Below are 15,126 nucleotides of genomic sequence, written 5' to 3'. Positions count from 1 at the left end.
CTCCGGTTTCAAACGTAAAGGATGTCTCCGGTCTGTACCGGGGCAAGCCCCCTCCCACCTTTGGATTGCGATCGACTCAGGCCAGGCTTAATGGTCGTGATCATCAGGGGCAAGCCCCCTCCCACACTCAGGCCGGTGTTGGCCCTGAATCAGGCGTAGTAGTCGACGGCGCTGGAGCCGATCACGGTGGACGTCACCGGCGCGACGGCCGCCGCCACTTCGGCGTGATCGGCAACGTCGCCGCTGTCACCCCGACCGCCACGGCCACTGACACCGTTCGCCTGGTTCTGTTGCTGTTGGCCCTGGCCCTGCCAGCCGCGGGATTGGTCGGACACGTTGACGTCGACCTGCCCCATGCCCTGCTGGGCGAACATCTCGCGCAACCGGCCGGACTGGCTTTCCAGCGCGTCACGCACCACGGCGTGACCGCTCATGAACGTGACCTGGGCCTGCTGGTCCGCTGTCATGTTGACCTTGATATCCAGGCGCCCGAGTTCGGCCGGTTGCAGCTGGATCTCCGCCGACTTGAGGTTGGCGCTGGACAGGTACATCACGCGGTTGACGATTTCCTCGGTCCAGCCGCTCTGGTGCATGGCCAGCGGTGCGTTGGTCACCGGCGGCAACGCGTTGGCGGTTTTCGGCGTGGCGGCCTGGGTCAGCGCGGCCAGGCGGTTGGCGAAGTCATCGACACGGGTGTCGCTGCTGGCACCCTTCAAATCCTTGAGGCCTTCTTCGATCAACCCGCCAAAGGCTTTGTCGCCGCCCTGGTCGGTGCTGTCCTTGCTGGCTTGCTGATCCACCATGTTAGCCAGGCCCGTGGCGAAGTTCTGCGCGACAGTCGGCTGGTCCTGGGACGTCGGCGCGGCTTTCTGCGGCGTCTGGCTGCTGGCCGACACATGGCCGCCCTGCTCCATCGCCAGGCGTACCGCCGGCAGGGCGTCCAGAGGGTCTGCCGCGGGATCGAAGGCTGGCTTGGCCGTATCGGTCACTGCCGGCGGTGTCGTGACCAGCGGCTGGGCCTTGTCATCCTTGGCGGCGGCCGGGGCTGGCGTTTCCACCGGCACCGGCACAGCAACTGGCGTGACCGTGACAATCAACGCGGGGTCAACCACCGGCGCAACCGTCGGGTCTGCCGCAGGCTGCTGCGCCAGGGCCGGGTCGGCGGGCGGGGTTTGATCACTGCTGGCGCTGTCGGCCGGCTTGGCCGGCGGGTCGGCAGGCAAGGGTTTGCCGCTATCGGCAACCGCTGGCGTACCGGCGGCAGGTTTATCGTTGTTCGCGACAGGCTTATCGTTGCCGGCAACCGGTTTGGCACTCGCGTCGGCAGGCTTGTCGCGCGTGGGTTTGGCCGAGTTGTCGTCGGCCTTGGCCGAGGGCTTCGAACCTTGGCTGGCGAACACCTGAGCAAAGCCAGGGCCCTTATCCCGTGGCTCCGCAGCCGCCGCCGGTGGATTGGCGGCAGGCGCTTGAGGCTTGGCCGCGGAGGCAGCCTGAAGGAGCGAATTAGGGGCGACTGGCATAGGTAAGGTCTCCACTGCATGGGGATCGGGGATGCAGTATCAGGAGATAGAGCAAGAGTCGGGCCAGCTCCTATCGAAAAGCCGTCCCGCGCCTGAAATTAAAGCTGAAAGCGCTGGCGCTCCGACTCATACAGCGGCTTGACCAGCGCAAACTCATGATCGATCTGATCGACCAAGGCCCCCAGGTCCGCCGCCGCCTCGACGGACTCAACCTCCAGGCGCTGGCACAAGTGCGCCAACCGCACCGCCCCGAGGTTGCCACTGCTGCCCTTGAAACTATGGGCGATAAGCGCCAATGCCTTGGCATCGTCGCGCGCCTTGCGCAGCGCTTCGACGCGCTTTTGCGAATCATCGAGAAAGGTATCGAGCAACTTGGGGTACTCGCCTTCCATGACTTCCTGCAAACCCGATAACACGTCCGGGTCCAGATGAACCTCAACCACTTGTTCGCTCCTTGATCAAGAATCGGCGGATTATGCCAGAGCCTCCCAGCAAAACTCCACGCAGACGCTACGCCCGCCGTCGGACCAGCGTACATCGCTGCTCAGTTGCCGTACCAGGCTCAAGCCGCGACCGGACAGGCGGTCGACATCCAGCGGGCGCGCCAGTACCTGTTCCACATCGAACCCGGGGCCGCTGTCTTCGATGCGCAAGCTCATCCTGCCGCCGGTAACGGTGGGCGCCACCTGCACCTGCACGCGCACATAACCGCTGTTGAGCCGCATCAGCCGTTCGTTGCGCTCGCGGTAATACTGCGCGAACCCTTCGGCATCGCGCTTGAGCCGCGAGTCCAGGCCCAGCACGCCATGCTCCAGAGCGTTGGAATACAGTTCGGCCATCACGCTGTAGAGCGCCCCGCTCTGCTCGCGCAGGCCGTGGATCTCGAGCAGCAGTTGCAACAGATAAGGCAGCGGGTTGTAACGCTTGAGGGTCTCGGCGCGGAATTCAAAACCCACCGACCAATCCAACGGGCACGACTGGCCGCTGTCGGCGTACAACGGCCCCGTCGCACGCATCGACTGGCCGGCCTGCAGGGTGATTTCGACCATGCTCACATCATCCCGCACCTCACCACGAAACGCCGCCAGAGCCTGCTCGATATCCTCGAACAGGCGGTCGGGCTCGCGATTGGCGGCAAACACCTGCTGCAAGCGCTCGGCGCCGAACAGCTGTTCGTTGGCGTCGGCGGTGTCCAGTACGCCGTCGGAGAGCAGAAACACGCGGTCGCCCAGGGCCATCGGCCAGACTTCGGTACGATCCTCGAACGCCTGCGCCGACAGCACACCCAACGGCAAATGCCGTGACACCAACGGTGTCCGCTTGCCGGTGGCGACTTCGTGTACATAGCCATCAGGCATGCCGCCATTCCAGACCTCCACCACGCGCCGCTGCGCGCTCAGGCACAACAGCGCGGCGCAGCAGAACATGTCCACCGGCAGGATGCGTTTGAGCTTGGCGTTCATCTCCCGCAGGATCTGCGTCAGCCCGTAGCCCTTGGCCGTCATGCCGTAGAACACTTCCGCCAACGGCATCGCGCCGACCGCCGCCGGCAGGCCATGCCCGGTGAAATCGCCGAGCAGCACATGCATATCACCCGCCGGCGTGTAGGCCGCCAACAACAAGTCACCGTTGAACAGCGCATACGGCGATTGCAGGTAACGGATGTTCGGCGCCGCATTGATACAGCCGGAATGGGCAACCTTGTCGAACACCGCCTTGGCCACGCGTTGCTCATGCAGCAGGTAGTCGTGGTGCTTGGCGATCAGGTCGCGCTGCTGCAATACCGTGGCCTGCAGGCGGCGCAGGCGGTCCATCGCATTGATCTTGGCCGCGAGGATCAGCGGGTTGTAGGGCTTGGGCAAGAAGTCATCGCCACCGGCATCCAGGCATTCGGCCAGGGCTTCGCTTTGGCGCAGGGAGGTGAGGAAGATGATCGGCACCAGGGCTTCGCCCGCCAGTTGCTTGATCCGGCGCGCAGCCTCAAAGCCATCCATCACCGGCATCAGGGCGTCCATCAGCACCAGTTGCGGGCGTTCGCGGGCGAACAGGTCGACCGCTTCCACACCGTTGCTGGCGGTGAGCACGTGGTGGCCCTGGCGCCGGATAATGGTCGACAGCAACAGCAAGTCGGTGGCGCTGTCTTCGGCGATCAGGACGGTCAGCGGTTCGAGGACCGGAGCCAGAGCGCTCAATTGATATCGAACAGTTTATCGAAGTTGGATATCGCGAGGATCTTGCGCACGTCGGAGCTGATGTTGATCACCTGGACTTCCGCATCATCGCCCCCGGCATGATCGCGCAGCAGCAGGAGCATGCCCAGGGCGGAACTGTCCATGTAGGTGGTTTCCTTCAGGTCGACCACGTACACGTCCGGCACCTTGTAGAAACGCTCGTAGGCTTCACGAAAGATCTGGTGGCTGCCGAAATCGAACCGGCCTTTGATTGCAATCGTCAACTTCGTCCCATCCAGGGATACTTCTGACACGACTGACATGTGACTGCTTCCTTGTCATGGGTCTAGATAGAAGGTGTAGCAGGCGAATGGGCTATGGGCAACACGGCGAATCAAATATGGGAGACAAGCCCCTTCCCACATTGAACAGCGGGCCTGGCGCTAGTAGGGATTCTGCCGCGGCAGGCGCTGGGACAACTCGTCGAGCAGCTTCTGCTCGCGCTTATCCTCGATCGCCCGCGCTTCGTCGATATAGCGCTGCACCAGCTTGCGCAAGCCTTCGACCCGGGCATACGCCTGCTGCCAGCTCTCGCGGGCCTTGTCGAGGTTGTTCTGGTGCCAGGCCAGGCTCTGGCGCTGCTGGCCGACGGCGGTCTCAAGTTGGTTGAGAAAGCCCTGGTAGCCCATCAGCCACTGGCCGGACACGCCTTTGGTGCCGCGCTCGATCCACTGCTGCTGGTACTCGCCGCGAAAGCGCTCCAGGTCGCCGAGCTTGCTTTCTGCCAGGCGCACCTGGCCCTGGAAGTAACCCAGGCGCTGGACCGCGGTTTTTTCGGCCTTTTCGGCCATGTCCACCACCGGGGCCAGGCGTGAGGAGCGGCTGCTGGCCATGGCTTAGCCGCCTGGCGCGGGGGCGAAGATGGACTGCAGGTGTGCTTCGCTTTCGCCCATGCTGATGTTGTCGTTGAGGCCCTGGCGCAGGTAGGTGACCAGTTGCGGTTGCAGGGCAATCGCCAGGTCGGTCTCACGATCGCCACCGGCCACATAGGCGCCGACGCTGATCAGGTCGCGACTCTGCTGATAGCGCGACCACAGCTGCTTGAACTGCTGGGCGCGGGCCATGTGCTCGGGCGTGACCACCGACGGCATCACCCGGCTGATGGAGGCTTCGATGTCGATCGCCGGGTAGTGCCCCTCTTCCGCCAGGCGCCGCGACAGCACGATGTGACCGTCGAGCACGCCGCGCGCCGAGTCGGCGATCGGGTCCTGCTGGTCATCGCCTTCAGACAACACGGTGTAGAACGCGGTGATCGAGCCCCCGCCCGCCTCGGCATTACCGGCGCGCTCGACCAGCTTGGGCAGCTTGGCGAACACCGACGGCGGATAACCTTTGGTGGCCGGCGCCTCGCCGATGGCCAGGGCGATTTCCCGCTGGGCCTGGGCGAAACGCGTGAGGGAGTCCATCAGCAACAGGACGTTCTTGCCCTTGTCGCGAAAATATTCAGCGATACGCGTGCAGTACATGGCCGCGCGCAAACGCATCAGCGGCGCATCGTCGGCCGGGGAGGCAACCACCACCGAACGTTTGAGGCCTTCTTCACCGAGGCTGTGCTCGATGAACTCCTTCACTTCCCGGCCCCGTTCGCCGATCAGCCCCACCACGATGATGTCGGCCTCGGTAAAGCGGGTCATCATGCCGAGCAACACCGACTTACCCACGCCGGTACCGGCGAACAGGCCCAGGCGCTGGCCGCGACCGACCGTCAATAAACCGTTGATGCTGCGAATGCCCACGTCCAGCGGCTGGCTGATCGGGTTGCGCTTGAGCGGGTTGATGGTGGGGCCGTCCATCGGCACCCAGTCTTCGGCCTTCATGCCGCCCTTGCCGTCCAGCGCGCGCCCGGCGCCGTCCAGCACGCGGCCGAGCATGCTCATGCCCATGGGCAGGCGGCCGGTATCGGCCAGCGGCACCACACGGGCACCGGGGGCGATGCCCGCCAGGCTGCCAACGGGCATGAGGAAAATCTTGCTGCCGGAAAAGCCCATGACTTCGGCTTCGACCTGCACCGGGTGGTAGCTGTCGTCGTTGATCACCAGGCAGCGGCTGCCCATGGCGGCACGCAGGCCTTCGGCTTCGAGGGTCAGGCCGACCATGCGCAGCAGGCGCCCTTCGAGAATCGGCTGGCCGGGCAACCCGGTGGCCTCGATATAACCGCCCAGGCGTTTGGCGAAGCTGGTGCGATCAAGGCGCATCGGCGGCGTCCAGGTCCACGCTCATGTCCGGTTCGGCCGGGTTCAGGAGCTGCTCGTGGACCTGATCCAGCAGCTGGGCCATGATCTGGCTGATGCGCGTTTCCACAGTGGCGTCGATGCGGCTGTATTCGGTCTCGACGCGGCAACCACCGGGCTGCAGATCGGCATCTTCGACGATGCGCCAGGTTTCTTCATGGCGCTCGCGCAGGGCTTTGACCTGTTCGAAATCCTGCGGGTTGATGTGCAGCCGCACATTGCCGACGCCCAGGGGCAGCAGCTTGAGGGCTTCGCGCATGACGCTTTCGATCTGGCTGGAGTCCAGCACCAGCTCGCGCTGGATCACCTGACGGGCGATGTGCTCGACCAGCCCGACCATGGCTTTTTCGATCTGCGAATCCTGCTCGGCGATGGGCTCGAACAGGCTGCCCATCAGGCGTTCGAGGCTGGCCAGCTTGACGCTCAAGGCGACCTCGGCTTCCTGGCGGACCTTGAGTGTGGCGCTGCGAAAACCATCTTTTTCGCCAGCGGCGAAGCCTTCGTTGTAGGCCTCCTGGCGGATGCTTTCCAACTCTTCCAGGGTCAGTGGCTGGACTTCCTCCAGCGGCACTTCTTCCATTTCCGCCGGCAGTTCTTCCACAGGCTCGGGTTCGGGCTCCGGCACATGCGGATCGAAGCTGGGCAACGACCAGATGTCGAACCCGCCCACGTCCCGCGCGCGAATCAGATCGCTGGGCGTCTCATCTTTGTTCGACATGCGAGGCGCCTTAGATCATTTCTTCGCCGCCCTTCCCGCCGAGAACGATTTCTCCGGCTTCGGCCATACGGCGGGCAATGGTGAGGATTTCCTTCTGGGCGGTTTCCACGTCGCTGACGCGCACCGGGCCTTTGGCTTCCAGGTCGTCGCGCAACAGTTCCGAGGCGCGCTTGGACATGTTCTTGAAGATCTTCTCCTTGACGCCTTCGTCCGAGCCCTTGAGGGCCAGTACCAGCACGTCGGAGGAGACTTCGCGCAACAGCGCCTGGATGCCGCGGTCGTCGACATCGGAGAGGTTGTTGAACACGAACATGAGGTCTTCGATCTGGCCGGACAGGGTGTCGTCGATCTCGCGGATCGAGTCCATCAACTGGCCTTCGACCGAGCTGTCGAGGAAGTTCATGATGTCGGCGGCGCGCTTGATACCACCCAAGGTGGTGCGCGAAGCGTTCGAGTTGCCCGAGAACTGCTTCTCGAGAATCGTGTTGAGTTCTTTCAGGGCCGCCGGCTGCACGGTGTTCAACGACGATACGCGCAGGATGATGTCCAGGCGCACTTTATGGTCGAAGTGGCCGAGCACTTCGCCAGCCTGGTCCGGGTCGAGGTAGGCCACCACGATCGCCTGGATCTGCGGGTGCTCGTAGCGGATCACGTCGGCGACGGCGCGCGGTTCCATCCATTTGAGGCTGTCGAGGCCGCTGGTGTTGCCGCCCAGCAGGATGCGGTCGATCAGGCCGTTGGCTTTGTCTTCGCCGAGGGCCGAGGTGAGCATCTTGCGGATGTAGCTGTCGGAGCCGACGCCCAGGCTGGTCTGGTCGCCGACGATCTCGACGAACTCGCTCATCACCTGTTCGACCTGCTCACGGTGAACGTTGCGCATTTGCGCCATGGCCACGCCGACCCGTTGAACCTCTTTGGGGCCCATGTGGCGCAGCACTTGGGCGGCGTCGGTTTCACCCAGGGACAGCAGCAGGACTGCGGCTTTGTCGACCTTGGTGAGTTTGGCAACAGCGGCTCGATTATCACTCATCTGCGTTAATCCACTCTTTCACGACCTGGGCCACACGGCCCGGGTCTTCTGCCACCAGACTCTTGATTGCGTTCAACTGAGCGTCATAGCCTTCGCTCGGGCTTGGCAACAGGATGCTTTGCGGGCCGCCGAGGCTGACGCGGTCGTTGGCCAGTTCGCCGTCCAGGCCGCCCATGCCACCCAACTCGACGTCGCCGCCAGCGAAGGCCGCCAGTTGTTTCTTGCCATTGCCGGTGATGTTGTTGAGCACCGGACGCAGTACGCCGAACACCAGCACCAGGATGAACAACACGCCCAGCACTTGCTTGACGATGTCCCAGAACCACGGCTGGGTGTAGAACGCCGCTTCGGCGATCACTTCGCCACGCTCGGCGGAGAACGGCATGTTGATCACGCTGACGCTGTCGCCACGGCTGGCGTCGAAACCGACGGCATCCTGCACCAGGCGGGTGAAGCGCGCCAATTCGTCGGCGCTCCACGGTGCGCGGGTGACGGCGCCGTCAGCGGCGTTGACCTTGACCTGGTCATCGACCACCACCGACACCGACAGGCGGTTGATCCGGCCCTGTTGCTGCTTGGTGTGGCTGATGGAACGGTCGAGTTCGAAGTTCTTGGTCGACTGGTTACGCTTGTCCGCCGGGTACGGAGCGAGCATCGGCTGGCCGGTGGCCGGGTCCATGATCTGTTGGCCGTTGGCGTCCAACAGTGGCTGGCCGGGAGCGATGGCGCCCGCGGTCGCGGCGGCGCCGCCGGTGGTTTGCGGTGCCGAGGCCGGGGCCGGCGGCTGGTTGCTCAGGGCACCCGGTACGCCTTGCGGGCCGTTGCTGGCGGTGCGTTGTTCGCTGGTGGACTGCTCGCTGCGCAGGGCCGGCTGGTCCGGGTTGAATTGCTCGGAGGTCGACTCGACAGCGCTGAAATCCACGTCGGCGGACACTTCAGCCTTGTAGCGGTCGTTGCCCAGCACCGGTTGCAGGATGTTGTGGACACGCTGGGTGAGCATGCTTTCCATGCGGCGGCTGTAGTCGAACTGCTTGCCGGCCTGGGTCAGCGCAGAGTTTTCGGCCATGTCGGACAACAGGTTGCCCTTCTGGTCGACCACGGTGATTTGCGACTTGCTCAATTCGGGAACGCTGGTGGCCACCAGGTTGATGATCGCCAGCACCTGGCCAGGCTCCAGGGAGCGGCCGGAAAACAGTTCGACCAATACCGAGGCACTTGGCTTGCGCTCGTCGCGCACAAACACCGAACTCTTCGGAATCGCCAGGTGGACCCGCGCGCCCTTGACGTTGTTGAGGCTGGAGATGGTGCGCGCCAGTTCGCCTTCCAGGCCACGACGGTAGCGGGTGGCTTCCATGAACTGGCTGGTACCCAGGCCCTGGTCCTTGTCGAGGATCTCGAAACCGATGTTGCTGTCGGACGGGGTCACGCCGGCGGCGGCCAGCTTCATGCGCGCCCGGGCGACGTCATCGGCCTTGACCAGCAGTGCCCCGGAGTTGGGCTCCACGGTGTAGGCGATGTCGGCGGCGGCCAGGGTTTCCATGATCTGCTTGGAGTCCATACCGGCCAGGCTGCCGTACAGCGGCCGGTAATCGGGTTGCTGCGACCACAGCACCACAGCAAAACCAATCGCCACGCTGGCCGCCAGGCCGACCATCAGGCCCACCTGACGCAGCATGGTCATTTCCGAGAGGTTTTCCAGGAACGACAGGCCAAACAGCGGCGGCTTGCCGTCTGTCTTGGCGGGTACGTTGTCCACGACTGCTTCTGCCATGACTTAAATCTCGTCCTTAAACCGGCATCTGCATGATGTCTTGATAAGCCTGGACCAGTTTGTTGCGCACCTGGGTCAAGGCTTGAAAGGACACACTGGCTTTCTGCGAAGCGACCATCACGTCGGTCAGGTCCACGCCGCTCTTGCCGATCTCGAACGCGGTCGCCAACTGGTTGGAGGCTTGCTGGGTGTCACTGACTTTGTTGATGGCCTGGCCGAGCATATCGGCGAAACTGCTTTGGCCCAATTCCGGCGCTTGTGCGACGGATTTCGGTTGAGCCATGGCGTCCATTTGCATGGAGCGCATATCCAACATCAACCGATTGAACTCAATACCCTGGCTCATGACCTTCTCTCTCCGACGACCCGCAATTTTTTGACACTACGCAGCGGTTACTAGGGGTGGTAGCAACAAGGGTGCCAGCTCTGTATCAACCTGTAAGAAAAGGCGACAAAACTTGTCGACCTTGTTACCGCTCAGATAGCAAACAGATAAGCTTCCACGTCCATCCCCGCATCCCGCATCTGCGCCAACTTGTAGCGCAGGGTGCGTGGGCTGATGCCCAGGCGCTCGGCCGCTTCTTTACGGCGGCCGCGTTCGGCGCGCAGGGTGTCGATGATCATCTGGAATTCACGGCGGCGCAGATCGTCGCCCAGGGCCCCGGCGGATTCGGCTTCGGCGACCAGCGGCGCGGGCGCCAGGCTCGGTAACGGCGCGGCGCCGCTGCCCATGGCCAGACAGAAGTCCTGGGGCTGGATCAAGCCGCCCTGCTGCAGAATCAACGCGCGCTGAATGGCGTTATCCAGCTCCCGCACGTTGCCGGGCCAGGGGTAGCCGATCAGGCATGCCTGGGCTTCGGCCGACAGCCGCGCCTGGGCGTGCTTCATTTTTTTGACGTGGTTGTTCAGCAGGCGCTCGGCCAGCGGGATGATGTCCGCCGGGCGTTCGCGCAGCGGGCGCCAAGCCAGGGGGAATACCGAGAGGCGGTAGAATAAGTCTTCACGAAAGCGCCCCGCCGCCACTTCACCCGCCAGGTCGCGGTTGGTGGTGGCGACCACGCGGATATCCAGCTGGATCGGCTTGCGCGCACCGACCCGCTCCACTTCACGCTCCTGCAGCACCCGCAGCAGTTTGGCTTGCAGGCCCAGGGGCATTTCCGAAATTTCGTCGAGCAGGATGGTACCGCCGTCGGCCTGCTCGAACTTGCCCGCCTGGGCCGCGATGGCGCCGGTGAAGGAGCCCTTTTCGTGGCCGAACAGCGTGGCTTCGAGCATGTTGTCGGGGATCGCCGCGCAATTGATCGCGATAAAGGGCTGCTGGGCGCGCCCCGATTGCTGGTGGATATAGCGCGCCAGCACTTCCTTGCCGGTGCCCGACTCACCGGAAATCAACACGGTGGAATCACTGCGCGCCACGCGGGCCGCGAGCTCCAGCAATTGTGCGCTGGCCGGCTCAAAAGCAATCGGGCCGTCTGCCTCGCCGACAGGAATCACCCCCAGGGCATGCCGCGCCACCAGCTCGATCAACGCCTTGGGCTCGAACGGCTTGACCAGGTAATCCGCCGCGCCCTGGCGCATGGCATCCACTGCGCGCTCGACGGCGCCATGGGCGGTCATCAGCAGCACCGGCAACTGCGGCTGGCGTGCGCGCAGCAGCGCGAGCAACTGATGGCCGTCCATGCCAGGCATGTTCACGTCGCTGACCACCAGGCTGAAGGCCTCTTGCTCCACCGCCGCCAAGGCGTCCTCGGCAGAACCGACCGCCCGATAGTCATGGCCCGCCAGCAGCAGCGTGTCAGCCAATGCCTCACGCAGGGCACGATCGTCTTCCACCAACAGAACCTTGATAGCCATAGCCTTTTACTCCGCGCTTGCCGCGCATGAAAACAGCGGCAAGGTCATCAATGCACAAGTGCCACGCCCCAAGTGGGAACGCAGCTGCAATTCTCCCTGATGGGCGCGCGCCACAGCCTTGACCACCGTCAGGCCGAGGCCCGTACCGTTGGTCTTGGTGGTGAAAAACGGTTCGCCCAGGCGCTGCAGCACCTGCGGCTCGATACCGCTACCGCTGTCGCTGATGCACAGGCGCAGGGTTTGCGCACGGGCGTACACATGCACCTTGAGCCGCGCACCGGGGCCGCTGGCCTGGGTCGCGTTTTCGATCAGGTTGAGCAGCGCGCCCACCAGGGTGTCGCGGTTGCACAGCAATTCGCCTTGGTGGCTGTCGCACTGCCAGCGCACATTGGCGTCCTGCACATGGGTGGCGGCCGCCGCTTGCAACGCCTGCATCAGGCCGGACGGCGTGATGCGGTCGGTCAGCGGCAATTCGCCGCGGGCAAACACCAGCATGTCGCGCACCTGGTGCTCCAACTCATGCAAGCGCTCCTTGAGGCGTCCGGCAAAACGCTGGTGGGTGTCCGCGGGCAATTGCTCATCAGTCAAATGACTGGCGTAGATCAACGCCGCCGACAACGGCGTGCGGATCTGATGCGCCAAAGAAGCGACCATCCTACCCAGCGACGACAAGCGCTCATGGCGCGCCAGTTGGTCTTGCAGGTGACGGGTTTCAGTCAGGTCGTTGAGCAGCACCAGTTGACCGGGCTCCGCGTCCAGGGAGCGAGTGGCGATGGACAAGCGGCGCCCATCCTTGAGGGAGATTTCATGGCCGTCATCTTCACGCGGCGCGAAGCAGCGGCTGATGACATGGCGCCACAGTTCGCCCTCCAACGGCAGTCCGAGCAGGTCGCAGGCGGCCGGGTTGGCTTCGCGCACACGGCCCTGGTCGTCGATGACGATCACACCGCCAGGCAACAGATCGAGCAGGTTCTGCAGACGGTTGGCCAGGCGCTCTTTCTCGGCCAGCTCTTCCATGCGCTGGGCACTGACCACCGCCAACTCGCCCTTGAGCTCGGAGACCCGCGCTTCCAGCAGGCTGTAGGAGTCGGTCAACTGGCTGGACATCTGACTGAACAGCGAGAACGCCTGCTCAAGGCCATGCCGGCTGAGCTGTTCGGCGGACGGGACAGGCCCCTGGAGTTCAGGGGCCGAAGGTAGTTGGGCGGCGTGGGGCATCATGCTCTCTCGCTTGGCTGACCGTCAGTTAAACGGAACGTTGCGAGGGCTGTAGCAATACCCGTGCCTAAAAAAATGCGCTTAGTTTTCAGTTACTTGAAAAACAGGCGTCAATCATCTGCCTGTTCATCACCGTCTCGACGGCTCATCCCGTACTTGCGCATCTTTTCCACCAGGGTGGTTCGACGGATACGCAGGCGCTCGGCGGCACGCGCGACGATGCCGTTGGCGTCGTCCAGGGCTTGCTGGATCAGCCCTTGTTCAAGGTTGCCGAGGTAGTCTTTGAGGTCAAGGCCTTCGGGCGGCAGCATGGCATTGGCACCGAAGTCCGGCGTATGACCGTTGATGGCGATCCGCTCTTCCATGTCGCTGCGCAGGCTGTCCACCAGATGCTCGTCTTCTTCGTCGACGTAGCGGAATTTCTTCGGCAGCTCGACCACGCCGATCACACCGTAGGGATGCATGATCGCCATGCGCTCCACCAGGTTGGCCAGCTCGCGGACGTTGCCCGGCCAGCCGTGACGACACAGGGACATGATCGCTGCCGAATTGAAGCGGATCGAACCGCGCTTTTCGTGCTCCATGCGCGAGATCAGTTCGTTCATCAGCAGCGGGATGTCTTCCACGCGCTCACGCAGCGGGGCCATCTCGATCGGGAACACGTTGAGGCGGTAATAGAGGTCTTCGCGGAAGCTGCCGACCTCGATCATGCTTTCGAGGTTCTTGTGGGTGGCCGCAATGATCCGCACGTCAACGCTCTGGGTCTTGTTGCTGCCCACGCGTTCGAAGGTGCGCTCCTGCAACACGCGCAACAGCTTGACCTGCATCGGCAGCGGCATGTCGCCGATTTCGTCGAGGAACAGCGTGCCGCCGTTGGCCAGCTCGAAACGCCCGGCACGGCTGGTGATCGCCCCGGTAAAGGCGCCCTTCTCGTGGCCGAACAGTTCGCTTTCGAGCAGCTCTGCCGGGATCGCCCCGCAATTGACCGGCACAAAGGGCCCGTCGCGGCGCTTGGAGTGATAGTGCAGGTTGCGCGCGACCACTTCCTTGCCGGTGCCCGACTCGCCGAGGATCAGCACACTGGCGTCGGTATCGGCCACTTGCTGCATCATCTGGCGCACGTGCTGGATCGCCCGGCTGGTGCCGACGAGGCTGCGGAACAGGTTGGGTTCGCGGTGACGACCGCGCTCACGGGCCTGGTCGTACATCTCGCGATAGACCTGGGCGCGGTGCAGGGAGTCGAGCAATTTGCTGTAGCTGGGCGGCATTTCCAGGGCGGACAACACCCGGCGGCGCTGGTCTTCCGGCAGGTCGAGCGAAGAAATATCGCCCATCAGCAACACCGGAAGGAACTCATCCCAGGTTGACAGTGTCTTTAACAAGCCCAGAACTGCGCCAGGAGCGTTTACCGTCCCGATCAGTACACAAATGATTTCACGGCTCGAGGACAACGAGCTGACCGCCTGCTGCCAATCATGGCTACCGCAGGGCAGATTTTCTTCGCCAAGAAAATTTAAAATCACCGCTAAATCGCGGCGGCGGACGCTATCGTCATCAATCAGCAGAATTTTGGTTTCACGCCACATGCAATAGCAACTTCCCTAGTAAAACGCTCTGCCCCAGAGTGAGGGCAATCTAGACGTTTGTAAGATTTCTTACCTTACTAGACGTCTGAAATCTGAAAACAGCACTAGTTAAGTCAAAAATGCTGGCACAGTCAAATATATGACGCACCGTTCGGATTAACTGAGCCCATTCAGCCGAACAAATGGTAAACCTTTGACGCACTTTCCGCTCGGTTGATCTGCGACATCTCTTCGAAAATCGCTTGGCGCTCACCGGTCGTCACCTCAAGCAACTGCTGATACACCGCCAGCAAGCTCTCCAGCTTTTCCCGCAGGGCGTCCTCGTCCACCGGCGCTTCGCTGAGTACCTGATCAATCACCGCGCGACAGCCCAGGTCCAGTTCGCCAACGGCTTCCCAGTTGCGCTCCGCCAGCGCGCCGATCAGGGCTTCGCGGGTTTCATCGATGCGTTGCAGTGCTTGGCTCATGATCAGTTCCTCAAGGCCGAGGCCTTACTGTGCGGCACCTTGTGGTGCGGCAATGGCATCCCAGCCTTCTTTGACGGTAATCAACAGACGAGCGACTTCGTCGATCATGTCGACATCGTTGTGCAAATTGGCTTCCATCAGACGGTTGGTCATATAGACATACAGACCGTCCAATTGCTGGACGTATTCCTTGTTGTCGCTTTTTTCCGCATCCAGGCCATCACGAAGGCCAATGAGGATGTCAGAAGCCTTGCCGAGCATCAGGCCCTTCTGAGCGATATCGCCACGCGCCAGCGCCCCTTTGGCTTGCGCCATACGGTCCAGACCGCCCTCCATCAGCATTTGCACCAGGCGATGCGGGCTGGCTTCGGAGATCTGAGCATGGGAATTGACCTTCTGATATTGGCGAAGGGCTCTCATGGGATTCATGTTTCTACCTCGTGACAGGCAACAGCTAGATGGGTTGCAGTAACCATTATGTCGACTGGATCGCAAAAAAC

General features: G+C 62.9%; 15 protein-coding genes. All 15 read right to left on the bottom strand.

Features of this window, described 5'->3' with window-relative positions; genetic code table 11:
* Nucleotides 1-149: 149 nt before the first annotated feature.
* The 15 genes from NR164_RS10900 to fliS all read right to left on the bottom strand — a co-directional run bounded on the left by NR164_RS10900 (nucleotide 150) and on the right by fliS (nucleotide 15,055).
* Nucleotides 150-1,520, bottom strand: a complete 1,371-nt coding sequence (locus tag NR164_RS10900; RefSeq protein WP_256822742.1) for a flagellar hook-length control protein FliK — start codon at nucleotides 1,518-1,520, stop codon at nucleotides 150-152.
* A gap of 98 nt (nucleotides 1,521-1,618) precedes the next feature.
* Complete coding sequence (locus NR164_RS10895) at nucleotides 1,619-1,963, bottom strand: Hpt domain-containing protein (RefSeq protein ID WP_017845384.1); 345 nt, start codon at nucleotides 1,961-1,963, stop codon at nucleotides 1,619-1,621.
* A 30-nt stretch (nucleotides 1,964-1,993) separates the two neighbouring features.
* Nucleotides 1,994-3,712, bottom strand: a complete 1,719-nt coding sequence (locus NR164_RS10890) for a fused response regulator/phosphatase (RefSeq protein ID WP_256822741.1) — start codon at nucleotides 3,710-3,712, stop codon at nucleotides 1,994-1,996.
* Nucleotides 3,709-4,014: an STAS domain-containing protein gene (locus tag NR164_RS10885; protein ID WP_017845382.1), complete on the bottom strand. Its 306-nt coding sequence runs from the start codon at nucleotides 4,012-4,014 to the stop codon at nucleotides 3,709-3,711. The genes NR164_RS10890 and NR164_RS10885 overlap by 4 nt, the downstream gene beginning before the upstream one ends.
* Nucleotides 4,015-4,134: 120 nt before the next feature.
* Nucleotides 4,135-4,584, bottom strand: coding sequence for a flagellar export protein FliJ (fliJ, locus tag NR164_RS10880; RefSeq protein WP_017845381.1), 450 nt, complete (start codon nucleotides 4,582-4,584; stop codon nucleotides 4,135-4,137).
* 3 nt (nucleotides 4,585-4,587) lie between these two features.
* Nucleotides 4,588-5,946 (bottom strand): flagellar protein export ATPase FliI, encoded by a 1,359-nt coding sequence (gene fliI / locus NR164_RS10875; RefSeq protein WP_256822740.1) that lies wholly within the window; start codon nucleotides 5,944-5,946, stop codon nucleotides 4,588-4,590.
* Nucleotides 5,936-6,700: a flagellar assembly protein FliH gene (gene fliH, locus NR164_RS10870; protein ID WP_017845379.1), complete on the bottom strand. Its 765-nt coding sequence runs from the start codon at nucleotides 6,698-6,700 to the stop codon at nucleotides 5,936-5,938. The genes fliI and fliH overlap by 11 nt, the downstream gene beginning before the upstream one ends.
* A gap of 10 nt (nucleotides 6,701-6,710) precedes the next feature.
* Entirely contained in the window at nucleotides 6,711-7,730 is a 1,020-nt protein-coding gene (gene fliG / locus NR164_RS10865) for a flagellar motor switch protein FliG (RefSeq protein ID WP_010563975.1), read from the bottom strand.
* Nucleotides 7,723-9,501, bottom strand: a complete 1,779-nt coding sequence (fliF, locus tag NR164_RS10860; protein ID WP_017845378.1) for a flagellar basal-body MS-ring/collar protein FliF — start codon at nucleotides 9,499-9,501, stop codon at nucleotides 7,723-7,725. Before fliF ends, fliG begins: the two co-directional genes overlap by 8 nt.
* Nucleotides 9,502-9,517: 16 nt before the next feature.
* Nucleotides 9,518-9,847 carry a flagellar hook-basal body complex protein FliE gene (gene fliE, locus NR164_RS10855; protein WP_046382518.1) on the bottom strand — a complete coding sequence of 110 codons (330 nt, stop codon included), beginning with the start codon at nucleotides 9,845-9,847 and terminating at the stop codon, nucleotides 9,518-9,520.
* A 131-nt stretch (nucleotides 9,848-9,978) separates the two neighbouring features.
* Nucleotides 9,979-11,355 carry a sigma-54 dependent transcriptional regulator gene (locus NR164_RS10850; protein WP_017845376.1) on the bottom strand — a complete coding sequence of 459 codons (1,377 nt, stop codon included), beginning with the start codon at nucleotides 11,353-11,355 and terminating at the stop codon, nucleotides 9,979-9,981.
* Nucleotides 11,356-11,361: 6 nt separating this feature from the next.
* Nucleotides 11,362-12,573: a PAS domain-containing sensor histidine kinase gene (locus NR164_RS10845; protein WP_046385204.1), complete on the bottom strand. Its 1,212-nt coding sequence runs from the start codon at nucleotides 12,571-12,573 to the stop codon at nucleotides 11,362-11,364.
* Between the two features lie 110 nt (nucleotides 12,574-12,683).
* Nucleotides 12,684-14,159 carry a sigma-54 dependent transcriptional regulator gene (locus tag NR164_RS10840; protein ID WP_079444458.1) on the bottom strand — a complete coding sequence of 492 codons (1,476 nt, stop codon included), beginning with the start codon at nucleotides 14,157-14,159 and terminating at the stop codon, nucleotides 12,684-12,686.
* Between the two features lie 170 nt (nucleotides 14,160-14,329).
* Nucleotides 14,330-14,626, bottom strand: a complete 297-nt coding sequence (locus tag NR164_RS10835) for a hypothetical protein (RefSeq protein WP_057003867.1) — start codon at nucleotides 14,624-14,626, stop codon at nucleotides 14,330-14,332.
* A gap of 24 nt (nucleotides 14,627-14,650) precedes the next feature.
* On the bottom strand, nucleotides 14,651-15,055 hold the full coding sequence (fliS, locus tag NR164_RS10830; protein WP_057003866.1) for a flagellar export chaperone FliS: 405 nt from the start codon (nucleotides 15,053-15,055) through the stop codon (nucleotides 14,651-14,653).
* Nucleotides 15,056-15,126 lie beyond the last annotated feature (71 nt).

The sequence above is a fragment of the Pseudomonas sp. Pse79 genome (assembly GCF_024519615.1).
Lineage (GTDB): Bacteria > Pseudomonadota > Gammaproteobacteria > Pseudomonadales > Pseudomonadaceae > Aquipseudomonas > Aquipseudomonas veronii.
Note: the sequence above shows the minus strand (reverse complement) of the source record. Positions and strands in the feature narration are given on the sequence as shown.